Annotated in this window: 17 protein-coding genes; 14 read left to right on the top strand and 3 right to left on the bottom strand. The window is 62.8% G+C overall.

All coding sequences use genetic code 11. The features are described 5' to 3' along the window. The first annotated feature begins 82 nt into the window (after positions 1-82). The 4 genes from TM1040_RS16005 (at position 83) to rpiB (ending at position 2,936) form a co-directional block, all read left to right on the top strand. Positions 83-859, top strand: a complete 777-nt coding sequence (locus tag TM1040_RS16005; RefSeq protein WP_011539637.1) for an EcsC family protein — start codon at positions 83-85, stop codon at positions 857-859. A gap of 274 nt (positions 860-1,133) precedes the next feature. Then, complete coding sequence (locus TM1040_RS16000) at positions 1,134-1,649, top strand: DUF1178 family protein (protein ID WP_011539636.1); 516 nt, start codon at positions 1,134-1,136, stop codon at positions 1,647-1,649. Positions 1,650-1,719: 70 nt separating this feature from the next. After that, the gene (locus tag TM1040_RS15995; protein WP_011539635.1) at positions 1,720-2,361 is read left to right on the top strand and encodes an SDR family oxidoreductase; all 642 of its coding nucleotides are present in this window, start codon (positions 1,720-1,722) and stop codon (positions 2,359-2,361) included. Positions 2,362-2,486: 125 nt separating this feature from the next. After that, on the top strand, positions 2,487-2,936 hold the full coding sequence (gene rpiB / locus TM1040_RS15990) for a ribose 5-phosphate isomerase B (RefSeq protein ID WP_011539634.1): 450 nt from the start codon (positions 2,487-2,489) through the stop codon (positions 2,934-2,936). Positions 2,937-3,042: 106 nt separating this feature from the next. Here the strand turns inward: rpiB and TM1040_RS15985 are convergent, their stop codons facing one another. After that, positions 3,043-4,833 (bottom strand): trypsin-like peptidase domain-containing protein, encoded by a 1,791-nt coding sequence (locus tag TM1040_RS15985; RefSeq protein ID WP_011539633.1) that lies wholly within the window; start codon positions 4,831-4,833, stop codon positions 3,043-3,045. A gap of 296 nt (positions 4,834-5,129) precedes the next feature. Between TM1040_RS15985 and TM1040_RS15980 the strand changes: the two genes are divergently transcribed. From TM1040_RS15980 to glmM, 8 genes are all read left to right on the top strand, one after another. Further along, positions 5,130-6,080, top strand: a complete 951-nt coding sequence (locus TM1040_RS15980) for a glycine--tRNA ligase subunit alpha (RefSeq protein WP_011539632.1) — start codon at positions 5,130-5,132, stop codon at positions 6,078-6,080. Between the two features lie 22 nt (positions 6,081-6,102). Beyond that, positions 6,103-6,630 carry a DUF6446 family protein gene (locus TM1040_RS15975; protein ID WP_011539631.1) on the top strand — a complete coding sequence of 176 codons (528 nt, stop codon included), beginning with the start codon at positions 6,103-6,105 and terminating at the stop codon, positions 6,628-6,630. Between the two features lie 77 nt (positions 6,631-6,707). Further along, a complete protein-coding gene (gene glyS, locus TM1040_RS15970) occupies positions 6,708-8,771 on the top strand; it encodes a glycine--tRNA ligase subunit beta (protein ID WP_011539630.1) in 2,064 nt (687 codons plus the stop codon). 160 nt (positions 8,772-8,931) lie between these two features. After that, a complete protein-coding gene (locus tag TM1040_RS15965) occupies positions 8,932-11,496 on the top strand; it encodes a putative PEP-binding protein (RefSeq protein ID WP_011539629.1) in 2,565 nt (854 codons plus the stop codon). Positions 11,497-11,665: 169 nt separating this feature from the next. Continuing rightward, complete coding sequence (locus TM1040_RS15960) at positions 11,666-12,310, top strand: cell wall hydrolase (protein WP_011539628.1); 645 nt, start codon at positions 11,666-11,668, stop codon at positions 12,308-12,310. 152 nt (positions 12,311-12,462) lie between these two features. Beyond that, positions 12,463-13,383: a dihydroneopterin aldolase gene (locus TM1040_RS15955; protein WP_011539627.1), complete on the top strand. Its 921-nt coding sequence runs from the start codon at positions 12,463-12,465 to the stop codon at positions 13,381-13,383. Beyond that, positions 13,380-14,375, top strand: a complete 996-nt coding sequence (gene folP, locus TM1040_RS15950; protein WP_011539626.1) for a dihydropteroate synthase — start codon at positions 13,380-13,382, stop codon at positions 14,373-14,375. The genes TM1040_RS15955 and folP overlap by 4 nt, the downstream gene beginning before the upstream one ends. A gap of 60 nt (positions 14,376-14,435) precedes the next feature. Further along, entirely contained in the window at positions 14,436-15,779 is a 1,344-nt protein-coding gene (gene glmM, locus TM1040_RS15945; protein WP_011539625.1) for a phosphoglucosamine mutase, read from the top strand. 120 nt (positions 15,780-15,899) lie between these two features. Here the strand turns inward: glmM and TM1040_RS15940 are convergent, their stop codons facing one another. Together TM1040_RS15940 and ilvC are read right to left on the bottom strand one after the other, a co-directional pair. Continuing rightward, complete coding sequence (locus TM1040_RS15940; RefSeq protein ID WP_011539624.1) at positions 15,900-16,799, bottom strand: DMT family transporter; 900 nt, start codon at positions 16,797-16,799, stop codon at positions 15,900-15,902. A gap of 151 nt (positions 16,800-16,950) precedes the next feature. Then, positions 16,951-17,973, bottom strand: coding sequence for a ketol-acid reductoisomerase (gene ilvC / locus TM1040_RS15935; RefSeq protein WP_005632920.1), 1,023 nt, complete (start codon positions 17,971-17,973; stop codon positions 16,951-16,953). Between the two features lie 138 nt (positions 17,974-18,111). On the opposite strand from ilvC, the gene TM1040_RS15930 reads away from it, so the two are divergent. Beyond that, a complete protein-coding gene (locus TM1040_RS15930; RefSeq protein WP_011539623.1) occupies positions 18,112-18,567 on the top strand; it encodes an Lrp/AsnC family transcriptional regulator in 456 nt (151 codons plus the stop codon). After that, on the top strand, positions 18,564-19,022 hold the full coding sequence (locus TM1040_RS15925; protein WP_011539622.1) for an Lrp/AsnC family transcriptional regulator: 459 nt from the start codon (positions 18,564-18,566) through the stop codon (positions 19,020-19,022). Before TM1040_RS15930 ends, TM1040_RS15925 begins: the two co-directional genes overlap by 4 nt. Positions 19,023-19,130 lie beyond the last annotated feature (108 nt).

Below are 19,130 nucleotides of genomic sequence, written 5' to 3'. Positions count from 1 at the left end.
CCCGGTTGCGACGGCATAGGTCTTGAAACCAGAGCGCGGACTCCTGATCTCATACAAAGAAGCAACAGAGATGAGGTCATGCATGGGCGAATTGCCGGGTGAGATTCTGGAGCCAAGCGCGCGGAGCCTGTCCCTGCGCGATGTCGATGCGGAGCTTGATGCCATTGCCGTGCGATACCGCGCGGCTGGCAGCTTTGGCATGCGGCTTTTGAATGCGCTGGGCGGTCAGGGCGAGGATTTGATGCGCCGCCTTCCCGCACCCGTGCAGGGCGCGATCGAGGCCGCGGTATTGCAGGCGCTGCACCTGTCGGTGCGCGGCGCCGCGCTCAGTCGCCGCGTGGTGCCGGATCAGCCTGCAAGAACCAACCGTTGGGTCAGCACCACCATGGGGATGGTGGGCGGCGCGGCGGGCCTGCCGGGCGCGCTGGTGGAACTGCCCGCTACAACTACCTTTCTGATGCGCAGCATTCAGGGTGTCGCGCAGGACTATGGCTTTGACCCGAATGCCAAAAGCGTGCGCTTTGACGCGGTCGAGGTGTTTGCCGCCGCAGGCCCCATGGCGCATGATGATGGGGCCGACACCGGGTTCTTGACCCTGCGTCTTGGGCTCTCGGGGGCGAGCCTGTCGCAGTTGATCGCCGTTGTCGCCCCGCGTCTCGCGGTCGCGCTTGGCCCGAAACTTGCAGCGCAGATGGTGCCGGTGCTGGGTGCGGTCGCGGGGGGCAGTGTCAATTACGTCTATTCGGGCTACTATCAGGAAATGGCGCATGTGCATTTTGCGCTGCGTCGTCTCGCGCTGGAGGCAGATACACCCTATCCGCAGATGGTCGAGAGGTTGCAGCAGCGGCTGTTGACTTGAAGGCGTCACTGACGGGGGGCGTCACGCGTCATGGGGCGGAACTTCAGGAAAGGCGCGCTGAAATCATGGTAAATGAGCTGTTAACCATTGGCCGATACCCTCAAGACAGCCTAGGTGGATCACGCGTGGCGTGCCGACCCTCATTGACTGCATCTTTGATCGTGTGCCGGCTGATGGGGCGATGGGACAGTGAGGCAGGCTCCGAACACAACGGCAGCCCTTGCAAACCCCGCTCAACCGTATTTAATCGCGGCTCCCGAGCACGAGACTGGACATGATACGTTACGCACTGAAATGCGCCGAAGGGCATGGCTTTGAGAGCTGGTTTCAATCGGCGGCTGCCTACGAGAAACTGCGCGGTGCGGGCATGGTGGCCTGCACGCTTTGCGGCTCCACCGAGGTGGAGAAGGCTTTGATGGCGCCGCGGGTGCGCCCCGGCCGCAAGGCCGCGAGCGCCCCGGCCGGCGAAGCCGTGGCGACGCCGTCCGCCGGAAACGTTCCCTCTCAGAATCTGCCGGCCCAGACCGCGCCTGCGGCGCCCGCGCCCACATCGCTTGCGGCACCGTCAAACGAGCTGGAAGCGGCGATTGCTGAGCTCAAGAAGCAGGTGGAAGCCAATTCAGATTATGTGGGCAAGGATTTTGTGAAAGAGGCGCGCGACATGCATCTGGGCGATGCGCCTGCGCGCTCCATCCACGGAGAGGCCAAGCCCGAGGAGGCCAAGGCCCTGATCGAGGAGGGGGTGCCGGTGGTGCCGCTGCCCTTTGCGCCCACGCGCAAGACCAACTAGACGCAGGCCTCGCGCTCCAAAAGGAAGGGCGCAGGCCAAATGAGGCAGAGCAGGCAAAAGGAGACCGCCAATGCATGTGGTCGTGACAGGCAGCAGCCGCGGTATCGGGCGCGAGTTGAAGACAAGGCTGTCGGAGCGCGGGGACCGGGTGACGGGCACCTCGCGCGATCATTCCTCGGGCACGCGCCTTGATGTGAGCGATCCGGGCCAGCAGGCGCGCTTTGCGGCACAGATCAAAGGCGACCCGGTGGATCTCTTGATCTGCAACGCGGGGGTTTATCTCGATAAATCCATGGCGCTCAAGGACTATACGGCAGAGGTTTGGGCAAAATCGCTGGCGGTGAACGTCACGGGCGTGTTCCTGACCGTGCAGGCGATGCTGCCCAATCTCAAGCTGGCCGACGAGCCCAAGATCGCGATCATCTCTTCGCAGATGGCCAGCCACGCGCGCGCGCCGGGAGGCTCCTATGCCTATCGCGCGTCCAAGGCGGCGGCGCTCAACATCGGGCGTAACCTGGCCACCGACCTCAAGCCTGAAGGCATTGCCGTGGGGATCTATCATCCCGGATGGGTGCGCACTGATATGGGGGGTCAGGACGGTGACATCACCGTCGAGGAAAGCGCGCTGGGGTTGATCAACGAATTTGACGTGCTGTCGCTGGACACGACGGGATGTTTTCACACCTGGGATGGTCAGGTTCACGCCTACTAGGGCTGCCGGTCGAGAGCGCTGGGTCTTTGCCATCGCGGCAAATCCGGGCTATGTGCGGGGCGAACCCCATCTGAACCACCACCTCCGGCCCGCTGATCCGGCCCGGAAAACGGGATGACCGCATCATGACTGCCAGCAAACGTATCGTTCTTTCCAGTGACCACGCCGCCATCGCGCTGCGCCGAACCATCGCCAAGCACATCGAGGCTTTGGGATACACCGTGACCGATCTCGGTCCGACCACCCCCGAGAGCACCCATTATCCCAAGCACGGTGAAGCGGCCGCGCGCCATGTGGCTGCGGGCGAGAGCGATCTGGGCATCCTCCTGTGTGGCACTGGTCAGGGCATCATGATGGCCGCCAACAAGGTGAAGGGCATCCGCTGCGGCGTGTGTTCGGATACGTTCTCGGCGCAGATGATCCGCGCGCATAACGACGCCAACATGCTGTCGATCGGCGCGCGCGTCGTGGGTGAGGGGCTGGCGCTTGAGATCGTCGATGCGTTTCTCAAGACCGAGTTCGAGGGCGGCCGCCACGGCACCCGCGTGGATATGATCACCGAGATCGAGGGCTAAGAGCGCCAGACGCTGTCGCGCGGACGCCCCATCGTTCCAATAAAAAGGGCTCCCGAAGATCACTTCGGGAGCCTTTTGTCTGAGGCAGTCATGGGCTCGGAAGGGTTTACTCCCAGCAGCTGACCAGCGTGGTGAGGCCAGTGGCCTCTTTTTGCAGGATCGAGATGGGCAGCTCGCCGGTGGCGGCGGCCTCGGTCGCGGGCAAGCCCACGCCAGCCTGTTCGAGCGCCATGCGGATGACCTCGCCCTTTAGGGCAAAGCGCACGCCCTCGGGCAGGGTGGGGCCATTGGTGGCCTCCGGCAGCAGCATGCCATGCACGGTGCCATCCTTGCCAAGAAGCGGCCCGCCCGCATCACCGGGCTGGGCGGTCAGGTCCAGACGCGCCAGATGGCTTTCGCCTTGCAGCCCCTTGAGATCGCTGAGCGCGCCCCATGTGAGGCTTGGTGCGCCAAGGATTCCGCCGTAGGAGTAGCCCGACACGGCAAGCGCGCTGCGCAGGCGCGGCGTGTTGGCCGCAAGCGGCGCAGTCGCCATCGGGGCCAGTGCCTCGGAAGGTTTCAGCACTGCAATGCCTGCCTCGCTATCGCGCAACAGCACCTCGGCCTTCACATCGCGGTCTACTGTGACGCTGCCGCAGCCGTTCACCACATCGGCGGTGGTCACAACCACACCGTCGCCCGACACAAAGAAACCCGAGCGCGACAGGCGCGGTTTGCGGATCTCCAGCCCCGACACAAGGTCGATGGACTGCGCATCATCCATGCCGGCCGCCGGATCGAGCACGTTCTCCAGACGGGTAAAGCTCTCTTGCATGGCCGAAAGAACGCGGGCGCGGCGCGCCTCGTCCCCTGCGGGCCAGACCAGCGTGAAGCCTTTGATCTCGCCATTGTCGAGGCGGGCCTCGGTATAAGAGACGATGTCGCTGTTGCGGCCTTCGAGCGTGAAGCGGTCGCCGCTGCGTTCGCGTGGTCCCTCGAGCGGCACAATCTCCAGCGTCTGCATGATGTCATAGAGACCATAGAGCGTGCGGCGGTCGCCGGGCTGCGAAATCAGCAGAACCCGAGCGCCGAGATCTCCGGCCGTGTCAAAATGCGCAAAAGGCGGCTCATAACGGCTGAAGGCCACTTCGCCCAAGGGCAGATCCATGCGGATGCCCGCGCGCTCGTCAGTATAAGACGCCATGCCGGTGGAAATCAGCGGCGCGTTATACTCGTCCATCAGGGCCTGGCGCTGGGCAGTGGTCAGAACGCCGGTCGGCTCATACCCGCGTGCCACCTGCCAGTCAGACATGGAGGCGCGCGTGCCGCGGCCAAAGGCACCGTCGATGCCGGAGGTGTAGAACCCTGCCGCCTTCAGCGCGATTTGCAGATCCATGCGTTCTTCGCGTGTGAGGGCGCGTTCGCTCTGGCGCGCTTCGGCGGGGGTCTCATCCACCACGACCACCTCGGGCGTCACCTCAGACGTGGCGTCCTCCGCTGGCTCTGGCGGCGCGGTCTCGGCATCGGAGGTGGTCAGCGGCGCAGGGGCGGTGGTGCCTGTGTCGGCGTCCGCTCCAACGGGGTAAAACCGGCTGCGCAGATTGCTTGAGAAGGTGATGAAGCTGTCGCGCGGGATCTGGCCCTCAGCGCGATAGACCCGCAACACCTGCTCGGCATCGGGGCGAGCATAGGGGCCAATCACGATGCCATACCAGCCGCCGCCCAAGGCATAGCCCGACACATCGGGCAGGCGGGCCGCGAAATTGCGCGCCTCTTCCTGTGCCTGTTGCAGCGACGGGCGCGCGGCCACCTGAATCCAGACGCCTCCGGCACTGGATTGCTGCGCCTGCGAGGCGCCCGATAGCGCACTCAAGCACAGGATCACTGCCCACAACACCGAGGCAAATAGGTTCTTCATTGCTCATCCTCTGTACAACGAAATGAATTTTGTCGCCGCGCAGGTAACCATTTTGCGCCCCAAAAGGAAACGGCGAGATTTCGCACATGAGCCCGGAAATGGCATCTGTTTCTCATTCTCGACACATTGGCGCGAATTTTCCCCCTGTTGAGACGCGTGCGCGGGGTTCTGGCGCACGGGGCCGTTGACCCCGCCGGGGGGCTTGCATAGGAAGACGTTCGAACACTGCACCGCCGGTGCGGGCCTTGAGAGGCACGCATGCGGCGGGCGCGCCGATGCCCTAGAGGGGAAGAGACATGACCCAGACCACAGCCCCGCGTTCGTTTCAGGAGATCATCCTGCGTTTGCAGACCTATTGGGCCTCCAAGGGCTGCGCCATCCTGCAACCTTACGACATGGAAGTGGGTGCGGGCACGTTTCATCCGGCGACCACCCTGCGCTCACTGGGCTCCAAGCCATGGGCCGCGGCCTATGTGCAACCGTCGCGTCGCCCCACGGACGGGCGCTATGGGGAAAACCCCAACCGATTGCAGCATTACTACCAGTATCAGGTGCTGATCAAACCGAGCCCGCCGGATCTGCAGGAGCTCTATCTTGGCTCGCTCGAGGCGATCGGCGTCGACATGGATCTCCATGACATCCGCTTTGTCGAGGATGACTGGGAAAGCCCGACCCTCGGCGCCTGGGGGCTGGGCTGGGAAGTCTGGTGCGATGGCATGGAAGTCTCGCAGTTCACCTATTTCCAGCAGGTTGGCGGCCATGACTGTCACCCGGTTTCGGGCGAGCTGACCTATGGTCTGGAACGTCTGGCGATGTATATCCTCGGCGTGGATCATGTCATGGACATGCCGTTCAACGATCCGCAATCGCCGCAGCCCTTGAGCTATGGCGACATCTTCAAGCAGACCGAAGAAGAATATGCGCGCTGGAACTTTGACGTGGCCAACACCGAGGTGCTGTTGCGCCACTTTGAGGAGGCCGAGACCGAATGCGCCGCGATCCTCGCGCAAGAGCATACCGACCCCAAGACCGGCAAGCGCATCATCATGGCGCATCCCGCCTATGATCAGTGCATCAAGGCCAGCCATGTGTTCAACCTCTTGGACGCGCGCGGCGTGATCTCCGTGACGGAACGTCAGGCCTATATCGGCCGTGTCCGCGCACTGGCAAAGCAATGCGCCGATGCCTTTGTGCTGACCGAGGCGGGAGGTCACACCGAAGAGACCGCAGGCGAAACAGCCGCCTGAGCCGCGCAAAGGAGCATCTGACATGACCGGCAAGATCCTGTCGATCATCCTCATCGTCTCTGGCCTCGTGGCCGGGATCGCGATGTATTATCTGCAAGTCTACGGCTTTTACGACGAGGTTGTCGCAGAGCCCGGTCGCGATGTGGTGCTCATGCCTATCGGGGGCGAGGCGCCGCAGGCCATCGCCTATAGCGATTTTAAGGCCATCGACGCGGACAGCTCGCCCATTCGCTACCGCGCCTGTTTTGCAACGCCTCTGAAACCCGCCGAGCTGGCGCAGCTCTATGAGCTTTCCGAGGCGCGCGATCCGCGCAATGCGCCGGAGTGGTTCGACTGCTTTGACGCTGCCGCCATCGGCGCGGCCCTCAAGGACGGGCGCGCGCGGGCGTTTATCTCTGAAAAGAACATCGAATTTGGTGTCGATCGTATCGTGGCTGTCACCGAGGATGGCCGAGGCTACGTCTGGCACGAACTGAACAACTGTGGCGAGAAGGCCTATGACGGCACCATCGTGGGCGAGGAATGCCCCAAGCGGCCGCAAAGCAACTGATCCGGCGCAGCTCTGCCTGTCGCCACATCCCTTTATCGCCGTGAGCGCACGGCAGACCGAACCGTTGAGGACACGTCATGGCTGATCTTCTGATCGAACTTTTCTCCGAGGAAATCCCCGCCCGCATGCAGGCGCGCGCGGGCGAAGATTTGAAGAAGCGGATGACCGACGGTCTGGTCGAGGCGGGGCTGACCTATGCCGGGGCTCATGCGCTGACGACGCCGCGCCGCCTGACGCTGGCCATCGAGGGTCTCCTGGATCATTCCCCCACCGTGCGCGAAGAGCGCAAAGGCCCCAAGGTCGGCGCGCCCGAGAAGGCCATCGAGGGCTTTTTGCGCGGTGCGGGGCTGACACGCGACCAGCTTGAGGAACGCGACACCCCCAAAGGTGCGGTCTACTTTGCCACCATCGAAAAGCCGGGCCGCCCGGCGGCCGAGATCATTGCAGAGGTGCTCGAAGACACCATTCGCAATTTCCCTTGGCCCAAGTCGATGCGCTGGGGGGCAGGCGCTTTGCGGTGGGTGCGGCCGTTGCACTCCATCCTGTGCCTTCTGACCCGCGAAGAGGGCAGCGAGGTGGTCCCGCTGGAGATCGACGGTGTCACATCGGGCGACAGCACCGCGGGTCATCGGTTCATGGCGCCCGCGCGCTTTGCCGTGACGGGATTTGAGGACTACGCCGCCAAGCTCAAACGCGCCTTCGTGGTGCTCGACCCCAAGGAGCGCGAGGCGGCGATCTGGCAGGATGCCACAAATCAGGCCTTTGCCTCGGGTCTTGAGGTTGTCGATGACAAGGGTCTTCTGGCCGAGGTTGCAGGGCTGGTGGAATGGCCGGTGGTTCTGATGGGCTCGATTGATGCGGAGTTCCTCGACCTGCCGCCGGAGGTGCTGCAGACCTCTATGAAAGAGCACCAGAAGTTCTTCTCGGTAAAGAATCCCAAGACCGGGCGGATTGAGAAATTCATCACCGTGGCCAACCGCGAAACCGCAGACAATGGCGCGACCATTCTGGCGGGCAACCAAAAGGTGCTGAGCGCGCGTCTGGCAGATGCGAAGTTCTTCTGGGAGAACGACCTGCGCATCGCAAAATCCGAGGTCGGCGTGGAAGGCTGGCTCGAGAGCCTTGGCAATGTGACCTTCCACAACAAGCTTGGCACTCAGGCCGCGCGCATCGACCGGATTGCGGCGCTGGCACGCGAGATTGCCCCCGTTGTGGGTGCGGATGCGGATCTGGCGGAACAGGCGGCGAAGGTCGCCAAGGCCGACCTCAGCTCCGAGATGGTTTATGAGTTTCCTGAACTGCAGGGCCTGATGGGCCGCTATTACGCTCAGGCTGCCGGGCTGCCGCAAGAGGTCGCCAATGCCTGTGAGCTGCATTATTCGCCCCTGGGCCCCAGCGATGATGTGCCGACAGAGCCCGTTTCGGTCGCCGTGGCGCTTGCGGATAAGATCGACACGCTCACCGGGTTCTGGGCGATTGATGAAAAGCCCACCGGGTCCAAAGACCCCTACGCGCTGCGCCGTGCGGCACTCGGGGTTATTCGGTTGGTGCTCTCGAACGATGTGCGAGTGGGTTTGAAAGAAGTCTTTGCAAAAGCCTATGAGGGCGCGGATGGGTCGGATCTTCTGTCGTTCTTCCACGACCGCCTCAAGGTCTTTCTGCGCGATCAGGGGATTCGCCATGATGTGATCGACGCCTGCATCGCGATGGAGGGCAGTGACGATCTGACACTTTTGGTGAAACGCGCCCGCGCGCTTGAGGATTTTATGAAATCCGAGGATGGCGAGAACCTGCTGCAAGGGTTCAAACGCGCCAACAACATATTGTCGCAGGCCGAGGAAAAAGACGGCGTCGAATATTCCTTTGGCGCGGACAAGAAATTCGTCGAGGATCCTGCCGAGGCGGCGCTCTTTGAAGCGCTGGCTGCAAACGAGGCAGCGATCTCCACGGCCATCGAGGCCGAGGATTTCGCGGCCGCCATGGGCGGCATGGCCGCATTGCGTGCGCCGGTGGATGCCTTCTTTGAGGCGGTGCAGGTCAATTCCGACAATCCGGTAGTGCGCCGCAACCGGCTCAATCTCCTCAGCCAGATCCGCAAGGTCTGCGGTCAGGTGGCGGACCTGAGCCGCATCGAGGGCTGATCGCGCAGACATATTTTGCACGCTTCGACCCTCGCCAGATATGGCGGGGGTCGTTTTTGTAGCAGGGGCGACGTGCTTTTCCTTGCGGGACGGCCTGCGCGCATTATGCTCAGGGGCAGGGAGGATCGCTGCGTTGCAGAAACAGACAGGGGACGAACCGATGGACACCACCCCGAAGTCCACTTTGATCACCGCGACCGCACCGATCGCCAATCAGACCCATGGCGGGCGGGCCAAGTGCCTGCAGCGGCTGGTTCGCTTGGAGCTACCGGTGCCGCAGACCGTGGCGCTCTCGTTTGATGCGGTGCATGAGATCGCCGAGGGCTACATGGTGGATGTGAACGCGATCCTTGCGGATCTGCGACCCGGCGCGCTTTTGTGTGTGCGGCCCTCCTCCGAGGATCCCGACTGGGGCGGTCCCGGAGCGGTTTTGAACATCGGCATGAATGACGCGCGCTACGTGGAGTTGAGCGACACGCTGGGACCGGCGGCGGCGGCGGCGCTCTATTTGCGGTTTGTGCAGTCCTATGCGGTGCATGTGGCGCGGCTGGACCCGGATGTGTTTGAGGACGTCGAGGACGGCGGCCCCGATGCGCTGAGCGAAATGCTGCAGGCCTATGAGGCTGAGGCTGAAGAGCCGTTCCCCCAAGATCCGGGCGAGCAGCTGGCGGCGGTTCTGCGCTCCATGGCGCGCGCGTGGGAGGGCACGTCCGCGCGGCTGTTGCGCGCCGCGAAAGGCGCGCCCGAAGACGCGGGGCTGGGTCTCATTGTGCAAGAGATGGTGCCGGGGCTGGGGCAGGGTGAATGCGGTTCAGGCGTGTTGCAGCTTGTGAATTCGCAGACCGGGCTGCCGCAGATCACCGGACGCTATCTGAGCCAAAGCCAGGGGCGCGACGCGCTCGGGGTTGATGCGGAGGCAATCTATCTCGAGCAGGACGAACGCGGCCCCTCGCTTGAGGAGCTGGCGCCCGAGGCCTTTGCCGAGTTGAAGGCCCATGCGGCGCTGATGCGTAGAAAACTGCGTGCCGAAATGCAGGTGGAATTCGTCATCGAAAATGGCCGTGTGCATATTCTCGACGGGGTGCGGGTACCACGTTCTTCGCGCGCGGCGGTGCGGATTGCGGTGCGGCTGGCAGAGGACGGGATCATTCCCGCCGAAGAGGCGCTGATGCGGGTGGATGCCTATTCGCTCAACGAATTGCTGCACCGCCAGGTGGACCCGAATGCCAAACGGGACGTGATTGGCAGCGGCATTGCCGCAAGTCCGGGCGCGGCCACCGGGCGTCTGGTTTTCACCGCGACCGAGGCGCAGGCCAGCAAGTCGCGTGGCGAACCCTGCATTCTGGCGCGACGTGAGACTTCGCCAGAGGATGTGCGGGGCATGCATGCGGCTGCGGGTGTACTGACGGAAAAAGGCGGAATGACCAGCCATGCGGCGGTGATTGGTCGCGGGCTGGGGCTGCCCTGTATCGTGGGCGCGTCGCGCCTGCGGTTCGACAGTCGGCGCAAACAGCTGACGGCCCCGGATGGGCGAGTTTTCAAGGCAGGCGAGATCATCACCGTGGATGGCACCTCGGGCGAGGTGCTTGCTGGAGAACCCGCCATGGTCGAGGCCGCCGAGGATGATGCGCTGGTGACGTTGATGGCCTGGGCGGATGCGGCGCGCGACATTGCGATCCGCGCCAATGCCGACACGCCTGCCGATGCGCAGACCGCGCGCAATTTCAACGCCGAGGGTATTGGTCTGTGCCGGACCGAGCACATGTTCTTTGATCCGGGTCGCCTTACGGTGATGCGCGAGATGATCTTTGCCGAGACCTCTTCCGGGCGGGCGGCGGTTCTGGCGCGTCTCCTGCCGATGCAGCGCAAGGATTTTCGCGAGCTTTTCCGTATCATGGAAGGTCTGCCGGTGTGCATCCGGCTGTTTGACCCGCCATTGCATGAATTCCTGCCCACCACCACTGCCGGACAGCGCGAACTCTCCGAGGCTCTGGGCCTGCCGGTGAGCGACGTGACACGCCGGGTTGCGGAAATGGGGGAGTACAACCCCATGCTGGGTCTGCGCGGCGTGCGTCTCGGGGTGACGGTGCCCGAGATCTACGACATGCAGGCGCGCGCGATCTTTGAAGCCACGCTCGAGGCCTCGCGCGATGGGGCGCCAGTGGTGCCTGAGATCATGATCCCGTTGGTGTCTGCCAAACGCGAAGTGGAACTGGTCAAGGCGCGTATCGATGCGGTGGCCGCAGCCGTGAAATCCGAGCGCGGCGCCGATTTCACCTATCGGCTCGGTGTGATGGTCGAGACCCCACGGGCGGCCCTCCGGGCCGATGAGATTGCCGCGCATACGGCCTTCATGAGCTTTGGCACCAACGATCTCACGCAGATGACCTATGGTCTGTCGCGCGATGATGCGGGACGGTTCATGTCGGCCTATGTGCAGCAGGGCGTCTTTCCCGAAGATCCCTTCCATGTGCTGGATGTGGACGGCGTCGGAGAGCTGTTGCAACTCGGGGTGCAGCGGGGGCGGATGGCGAAGCCCGAAATCACCCTGTCGATCTGTGGTGAACACGGTGGCAATCCCGAATCAATCGCGTTTTGCCGCGAGGCGGGCTTTGATTACGTGTCTTGCTCGCCCTTCCGGGTGCCTGTCGCGCGGCTTGCGGCAGCACAATTGGCGATCGCGGATAAAACCGGCCAAATTGCGCCGACATACATAAAAAATTAACGATTTCAGGGTTCTTCGTCGGCAAAAGACACATCGCCGCATCAAGATGTACCTTGGGGCATAACGGGTATACGTTCGCTTGGGTGGACGTTTTGATACATTTCCGTTACCCGAAGCCGTCGCATGCGGACGAGACAGGCCGCAGGCAAATGGACCGGGGGTACCCTGAATGAAACGGAAACTGATGTGGGCCGCAGTGGTTGCGGCAACACTAGGCGGGAGCATGGCCTCTGCGGATATGGGGCTGGATGCGCTTTTCAAACAGGAGCAGTCGACGCTTCAAGCCGCACCCAAAGAGCGCATGCTGCGTTTCTTGGGCGGAAAACGCCAGACCCGCACCAATGGCGTGACGCAGGTGGAATTCACCCGCGACTTCCTCGACAGCCGCCCCGCCGCAACGGGCGGTAGCGAGTTTGAATGTCTCGCAGAGGCGCTCTACTTCGAGGCGCGCGGCGAGACCGTCAAAGGCCAGTTCGCAGTGGCCGAAGTGATCAAGAACCGGGTGCAAAGCGCCCAGTTCCCGAATACGTTTTGCGGTGTCATCAACCAGGGCACGGGCCGCAAATACCAGTGCCAGTTCACCTATACCTGTGATGGCCACAAAGAAGTGATTCACGAACCCCGCGCCTTTGAGCGCGTGGCCAAAGTGGCGCGGCTGGTGCTGGATGGGGTGAACCCAAAGCTCACCCAAGGGGCCACCTATTACCACACCACCGCCGTTAGCCCACGCTGGTCGCGCAAGTTTACCAAGACCGCGCGAATTGGCGTGCACCTGTTCTACCGGGACGAGCGCTACCGCACGGCCTCGAACTAAGACTGGCGCTTTTTGCCCGCCGGAGACCGGAATACGCCGCTTTCCGGCTCTGGCACGGCGGGTCTGAGCCTGTTATCCGGCTGGAACGGACCTAAGACTGTGACTCCTGACACAGCCTTTTTCCTGTTCCAAAGCCAGCCGGGGGCCACACCATGAGTTCTGACATCCATCTCGCCTTCGCGCATCCCTCCGAACGCTCTGCCGCGACGGCCCGTCCCGGCGCGCTGGACCGGATTTCCCTGCGCGATCACATCGTCGAGGTGGAGATCGGGGCTTTTCAACAGGAACGCGGCACCACGCAGCGTGTATGTTTCAACGTTGTGGTGGAAATCGCGCCACTGCCGGCGGATCTCGATGACGATGTGGATCGTATCCTGTCGTATGACAAGGTGACCGAGGCCATTGCCCACGAGCTGGCCCGCGAGCGGCTGGCGCTGCTGGAAACCCTGGCGGAGCGCGTGGCAGAGCGGATCCTCTGGGAGCCGCAGGCGGTGCGGGCCTTTGTGCGGATCGAGAAACTGGATCGTGGCCCGGGCAAGCTGGGGGTGGAGATCGTACGCTCTGCGGATCAGGTTTCGCACGAGGCCGATGAAGATGTGAAACCGCATCCACGACTGATGTTTCTCTCCAACGCTGCGATCGACAGCGACAATCTCACTGGTTGGATCGACCAGATGGAATGCCGCGAGCGGCCCTTGATCCTCTGTGTGGGGGCGCATGATCTGGCGCTGCCCCAGACCGGGCACAAATGGACCCAGCGCCGCATTGATTTGCTGGCAATTGAGCAAAATGCCTGGCGTCTGGCGGCGCGGGATTCGCGCTGCAAAGTGGTGGAAACCCGTACTGAGCTGGACTGGGCGATGAAAAATGGCCAGATCTGCGTCTGGGCGCCCTCCAAGATCGTGCTGGATGCGGTCGAAGGTCCCAGCGAGCCGCCATCAAATGCGGTTGCACTTGCGGCGTGGTTCGCTTCTACTTTCGAAGCAGAAGAAATGATCGTGATTGGCGCGGAGCTGCCGGAGAACCCCGGCGTGCCTCTGCGGGCCCATGCTGAGGAGCAACATACCCTGTGAGTTACTACCGCCCCCTGGTTCGTCATGGAGATGCGCGCCCCGAGGGCGCCATTCATCTCGCCGGCAGCGCGCTCTGGTTCACTGAAGTCGAAGTTCTGGATCGCAGCGCGCCACCGCGTATCGTGCCAGCGGGCCTGTTGCCCGAAGAGATCAGGTTTCGCCTGATGAGCCGCCGCGCAGCGATTGCAGGGCTCGACATGACGCAGCCGCAGATCATGGGCATCCTCAATGTGACCCCGGACAGTTTCTCGGATGGCGGCCAGTTCGACGAAGTGGATGTCGCTTGCGATGCGGCGCTGCAGATGGTGGCGGATGGGGCGTCGATCATCGACGTCGGCGGCGAGAGCACCCGCCCCGGCGCAGCAGAGGTCGAGGAGCTTGCAGAAATCACCCGCACCGCTCCGGTGATCGCCGCCATTCGCGACCAAAGCGATGTTGCGATCTCCATTGACACGCGCAAAGCCACCGTGGGCATGGAAGCGCTGGAGGCGGGGGCATCACTCATCAATGATGTGTCGGGCTTTACGTTCGATGCGGCCCTGGCGCCGCTGGCGGCACAGGCCGGGGTTCCTGTCTGTGTGATGCATGCGCAGGGCGATCCCAAGACCATGCAGGACAATCCGCACTACGAAAACGTGGTGCTCGACGTCTATGATTTCCTTGCCGCGCAGGTCGACCAGCTCGAGGCGATCGGGGTGCTGCGCGAGCAAATCGTGATTGATCCCGGTATCGGATTTGGCAAGACGGAGGCGCATAACCTGGCGCTCCTGCGCAATCTGAGCCTGTTTCACGGCATTGGTTGTCCGATCCTTCTGGGCGTGTCGCGCAAGGGATTCATCGGCGCGATTGGCAAAGAACCGCAAGCTGCACGCCGCGCGCCCGGATCTATTGCCGTGGGGCTTGCGGGTTTTGCTCAAGGCGTGCAATTGCTACGGGTGCATGATGTGGCAGAGACGGCGCAGGCGCTGCGCCTGTGGCAGGCCACACGATAGAAAGAGATCACGGCAGCAGTTGGAATGTCCGGCGCTGCGCTGGGCAGGGGAGCAGCTTTGATGCGGAAACTCTTTGGAACCGATGGCGTGCGTGGCAAGGCCAATATGCATCCGATGACCGCCGAGATGGCGCTTCGGATCGGGGCCGCTGTTGGGCGCTACTTCCGGCGTGAAAACGACACCGTGCACCGGGTGGTGATCGGCAAGGACACCCGCCTCTCGGGCTATATGTTTGAAAACGCGCTGACGGCGGGGCTGACCTCGACAGGCATGAATGTGCTTTTGCTGGGGCCCGTGCCAACGCCTGCCGTGGGTCTGATGACCCGCTCGATGCGGGCAGATTTGGGCGTGATGATCTCTGCCAGCCACAACCCGGCCGAGGACAATGGCATCAAGTTCTTTGGCCCCGATGGCTATAAGCTCTCGGATGAGGTGGAACTGGAGCTTGAGGCGCTGATTGAGGCGGGTGTCGAGCCTGCACAGGCGCAGAACATTGGTCGCGCCAAACGGATCGATGATGCACGGTTTCGCTATGGCGAGCGGGTCAAGAGCTCTTTGCCGCGTGACATGCGTCTGGATGGCCTGAAGGTTGTGATCGATTGCGCGAATGGGGCCGCCCACCGCGCCGCGCCTGAAATCCTGTGGGAGCTGGGTGCAGATGTGATCCCCGTCGGGGTGTCGCCCGATGGGCTCAATATCAATCGCGGCTGTGGCTCCACCCAGCCGGCGGCGGCGGCCGAGACGGTGGTGGCGCATGGTGCCGATGTGGGGATCTGCCTTGACGGTGATGCCGACAGGGTTGTGGTGATCGACGAGACCGGCACCGTCGCCGACGGCGATCAGCTGATGGCGCTTCTGGCCTCGGCATGGTCTGCGGATGGGCGGTTGAGCGGCGGCGCACTTGTTGCAACCGTCATGTCGAACCTGGGTCTCGAGCGGTTCTTGAATGAGCGCGGCATCGGTCTTGAGCGGACCGGCGTTGGGGACCGCTATGTGGTGGAGCGCATGCGGCAGGGGGGCTTTAACCTCGGCGGTGAGCAATCCGGCCATATCGTGATGAGCGATTATGCCACCACCGGCGACGGTCTGATGGCGGGGCTGCATTTCCTCGCCGAGATGGTACGGCGCGGGCAGAAGGCCTCGGAATTGGCGCGCCAGTTTGAGCCGGTTCCGCAGCTGCTCAAGAATGTGCGGTTCGAGGCCGGGCAGGCACCATTGGAGGCGGATCAGGTGCAAACGGCGATTGCAGAGGCTGAAAAGCAGCTCAATGGCCGCGGGCGGCTGTTGATCCGAAAGTCTGGCACCGAGCCGCTCATCCGCGTGATGGCCGAGAGCGAGGACCCGGTGTTGCTGAACCGTGCTGTCGACGATGTGGTTGCGGCTGTAGAGGCGGCAACGCAGTAGGCACATGCGGCCCGGGCTTACGGTCGGCGGCGCAGGGTTTGCTTTGGTCCCTTCATGGGGGGCTCTGTCTCCACAGGCAGAGTCGTCACCCCGAGATCTTGTCGAGAAAATAAAGAGGTGTCAGCTCAGGCCAAAGAGACGCTTCAGGGCGCCGTATTGGCTCAGCGCGACGCCTGCGAGAATGAGTGCCAGAGACCACAAGAGAACGCTGGGGAGGGCTTCTTTCAGGAAGAGTGCCCCAAAAAGCACCGCACAGACCGGCACCAGATAGTTGGTGAGGCTCATGAAGGTGGGGCCTGCGCCGCGAATGACCAGCACGCGCAGGAGGTTTGCGCCTGCGGTCGGAATCAGGCCGAGGATAGCAAGCCACATCCATGTCTCTGAGGAGATGGCGGGCGGGGGACCTTCAACCAGCCAGGCCGCAGGCAGAATGCCCAGAGCGCCGATCAGCAAAAGGACCGCCGCAAGCCCCACCGAGTCGACCGCCGGAAGGCGGCGCACCGAGATCGAAGAAACCGAGTAGCAGGCAGCGGCGGTGAGGCAGGCCAGCCGCCCGGCCCATTCCAGATCGGAGCCATTGCTCTCGAAGGCCTGACCGCCAATCAGCAAAGCGACCCCCAGAAAGCCGATGATCACACCGAGCAGTCGGCGCGGGGTCAGCGGCTCGGCGGCAAAGAAATGCGCAAGTGGCAGCACCATCAGCGGGATGGCCGCCATGCTGACGCCTGCAAAGCCCGAAGTCACATGTTGCAGACCCCAGCTGATCAGGATGAAGGGCAGGGTGGAGCTGAGCAGGCCCACGAAGATCACCACGGGCCAGTTCGCGCGGGTCTCAAACAGGCGAAAGCCGCGCAGACCCCAGATCGAAGTAAGCAGGAGCGCGGCAAAGCCGATCCGCCCTGCCGCGAGCCAGAAGGGTGTGATGCCGCGCAGCGCCAATTCCACCACCATGAAGGTGCCGCCCCAGGTGAGACCCAAGGCGGCCACCATGGCCCAGTAACGGGGTGCGATTTCCGGCATTGTGGTCTCCTTGGAGTGTTGCTGTCAGCAGGTCAGAACCGTCTGGGGCGGCGGCGCGCGGCAGCCCTGTGACGTGGAGAAGGCGCCCCGGTTTCCCGAGGCGCCCTGCAGAGGTCCGGGTTGTGGAGCCTGAGCTCCGCAATCGCAGGCCTTAGTTCTTGGACTTGTCGACCATCTTGCCGGCAGAGATCCAGGGCATCATTTCACGCAGCTTGGCGCCGGTGGCCTCGATCGCGTGCTCGTCGTTGGCACGGCGGGACGCTTTGATGGTGGGCTGGCCTACAGCGTTTTCCAGCATGAAGTCGCGTACGAATTTGCCCTGCTGGATGTCGGCGAGGACTTCTTTCATGCGGGCTTTGGTCTCGTCGTACTTCAGGATGCGCGGGCCGGTGACATACTGGCCGTATTCCGCAGTGTTGGAGATCGAGTAGTCCATGTTGGCGATGCCGCCTTCATAGATCAGGTCCACGATCAGCTTCACTTCGTGCAGACACTCGAAATAGGCCATTTCCGGCGCGTAGCCTGCCTCGACGAGGGTTTCAAAGCCGCAGCGGATCAGCTCGACGAGACCGCCACACAGGACTGCCTGCTCGCCGAAGAGGTCGGTTTCACACTCTTCGCGGAAGTTGGTCTCGATGATGCCGGAGCGACCGCCACCAATCGCGGAGCAGTAAGACAGCGCAGTTTCAAGTGCAGAGCCGGATGCGTCGTTGTGAACGGCCACGAGGCAGGGCACGCCGCCGCCTTTGGTGTATTCGCCGCGCACGGTGTGGCCGGGGCCTTTGGGCGCCATCATGATGACGTCGACGCCTTCTTTGGGCTCGATCAGGCCGAAGTGCACGTTCAGGCCGTGGGCGAATGCAATCGCCGCGCCCGGCTTGATGTTGTCGTGGACGTATTTCTTGTAGGTCTCTGCCTGCAGTTCGTCGGGCATGGTGAACATGATCACGTCACACCAGGCCGCGGCTTCGGCGATACCCATGACCTGCAGGCCTTCGGCTTCGGCTTTCTTGGCGGAAGGGGAGCCTTCGCGCAGGGCGATCACGAGGTTCTTGGCGCCGGAATCACGCAGGTTCAGCGCATGCGCGTGACCTTGCGAGCCATAGCCGAGGATGGCGACTTTCTTTTCTTTGATGAGGTTCACGTCGCAGTCGCGGTCGTAGTACACACGCATCGGATCAATCCTTTGACCTGAGTTTCTAATCTGCTGACGAGCATAGGTGGCAGGCCGCGGAATACGAGAGCGATTGCAGTATAAATTCACAAAGATTCGCGATAGCTATTCTCCAAATGCTGAATTATCATAATATCTATGCTTGATGACCTCGACCGACGCATATTGCGCAACCTTCAGGATGACCCGACCCAATCGCTTCCGGATCTCGCAGACCGGCTTGGGCTGACGTCGTCACGGCTGTCGCGCCGTCTTGAAAAACTGCGCGAGGGGGGCGTGCTCTTGGGGGTGCGGGCGGTGATCGATTGGCAGGCTTTGGGCTACGCGGTGGAAGTGTCGCTGCGGGTGACGCTCGACAAGACCAATCCAAGGGCCTTTGACGAATTCATCCCGGCGGCGCGCGAGATTCCCGAGGTGCTGGAAATCCAGACATTCCTCGGTCAGGTTGATGTGCGTCTCAGCGTGATTGCCCGCGATATGGCCCATTATCAGGCGCTTTACCGCGACCACATCCTGCAGCTGCCAAATATCACGGATATTGAGGCGCTGATGCATGTGGCGCGGATCACCACCCGCACGGCGCTGCCGCTATGACCGGGCTGGATGCAACCGATCTGGCTCTTTTGCGGGCGCTGTCGCAGGACGCCACCCAGACGGCCGGGGCCTTGGGGCGGGCGCTTGGCCTCAGCCAGCCTGCCACATGGCGGCGGATCAAACGGCTGGAAGAGGCGGGAATCCTGTCGCACCGCGTGCTGGATCTGGACCTGCAAAAGCTGGGGTTTGGCGTCACGGTCTTTGTGGGCGTAAAACTTGCCACCAAGGGACGGGTGAGCCTTGACGATTTCGAGCGCGCAGTCTCGGCCATTCCCGAAGTGCAGACAGTCGAACATGTGCTGGGGTTTTATGACTATCGCCTGCGGGTCGTGGCGCGCGACATCGCCGATTTCGAACGCGTCCTGCGGCGGCGGATCATGACGCTGCCGGGGGCGGGTAATGTGGACGCCAATGTGCTCCTGTCCGAAGAACGCCGCCCCGGCCCCCTGGGCTGAACCGGATTAATCGGATTGTGCGACAAGAGCTGTAGCCACGTGGCGCTTGAGCCAGCAGAGCGGCTCTGCCATGACAGGGGCAACCGGCCTCAGCCAACACAATTGCAG

The sequence above is a fragment of the Ruegeria sp. TM1040 genome, from assembly GCF_000014065.1.
GTDB lineage: Bacteria > Pseudomonadota > Alphaproteobacteria > Rhodobacterales > Rhodobacteraceae > Epibacterium.
The sequence above is the reverse complement of the archived record's forward strand: the minus strand, read 5'-3'. Positions and strand labels throughout refer to the sequence as shown.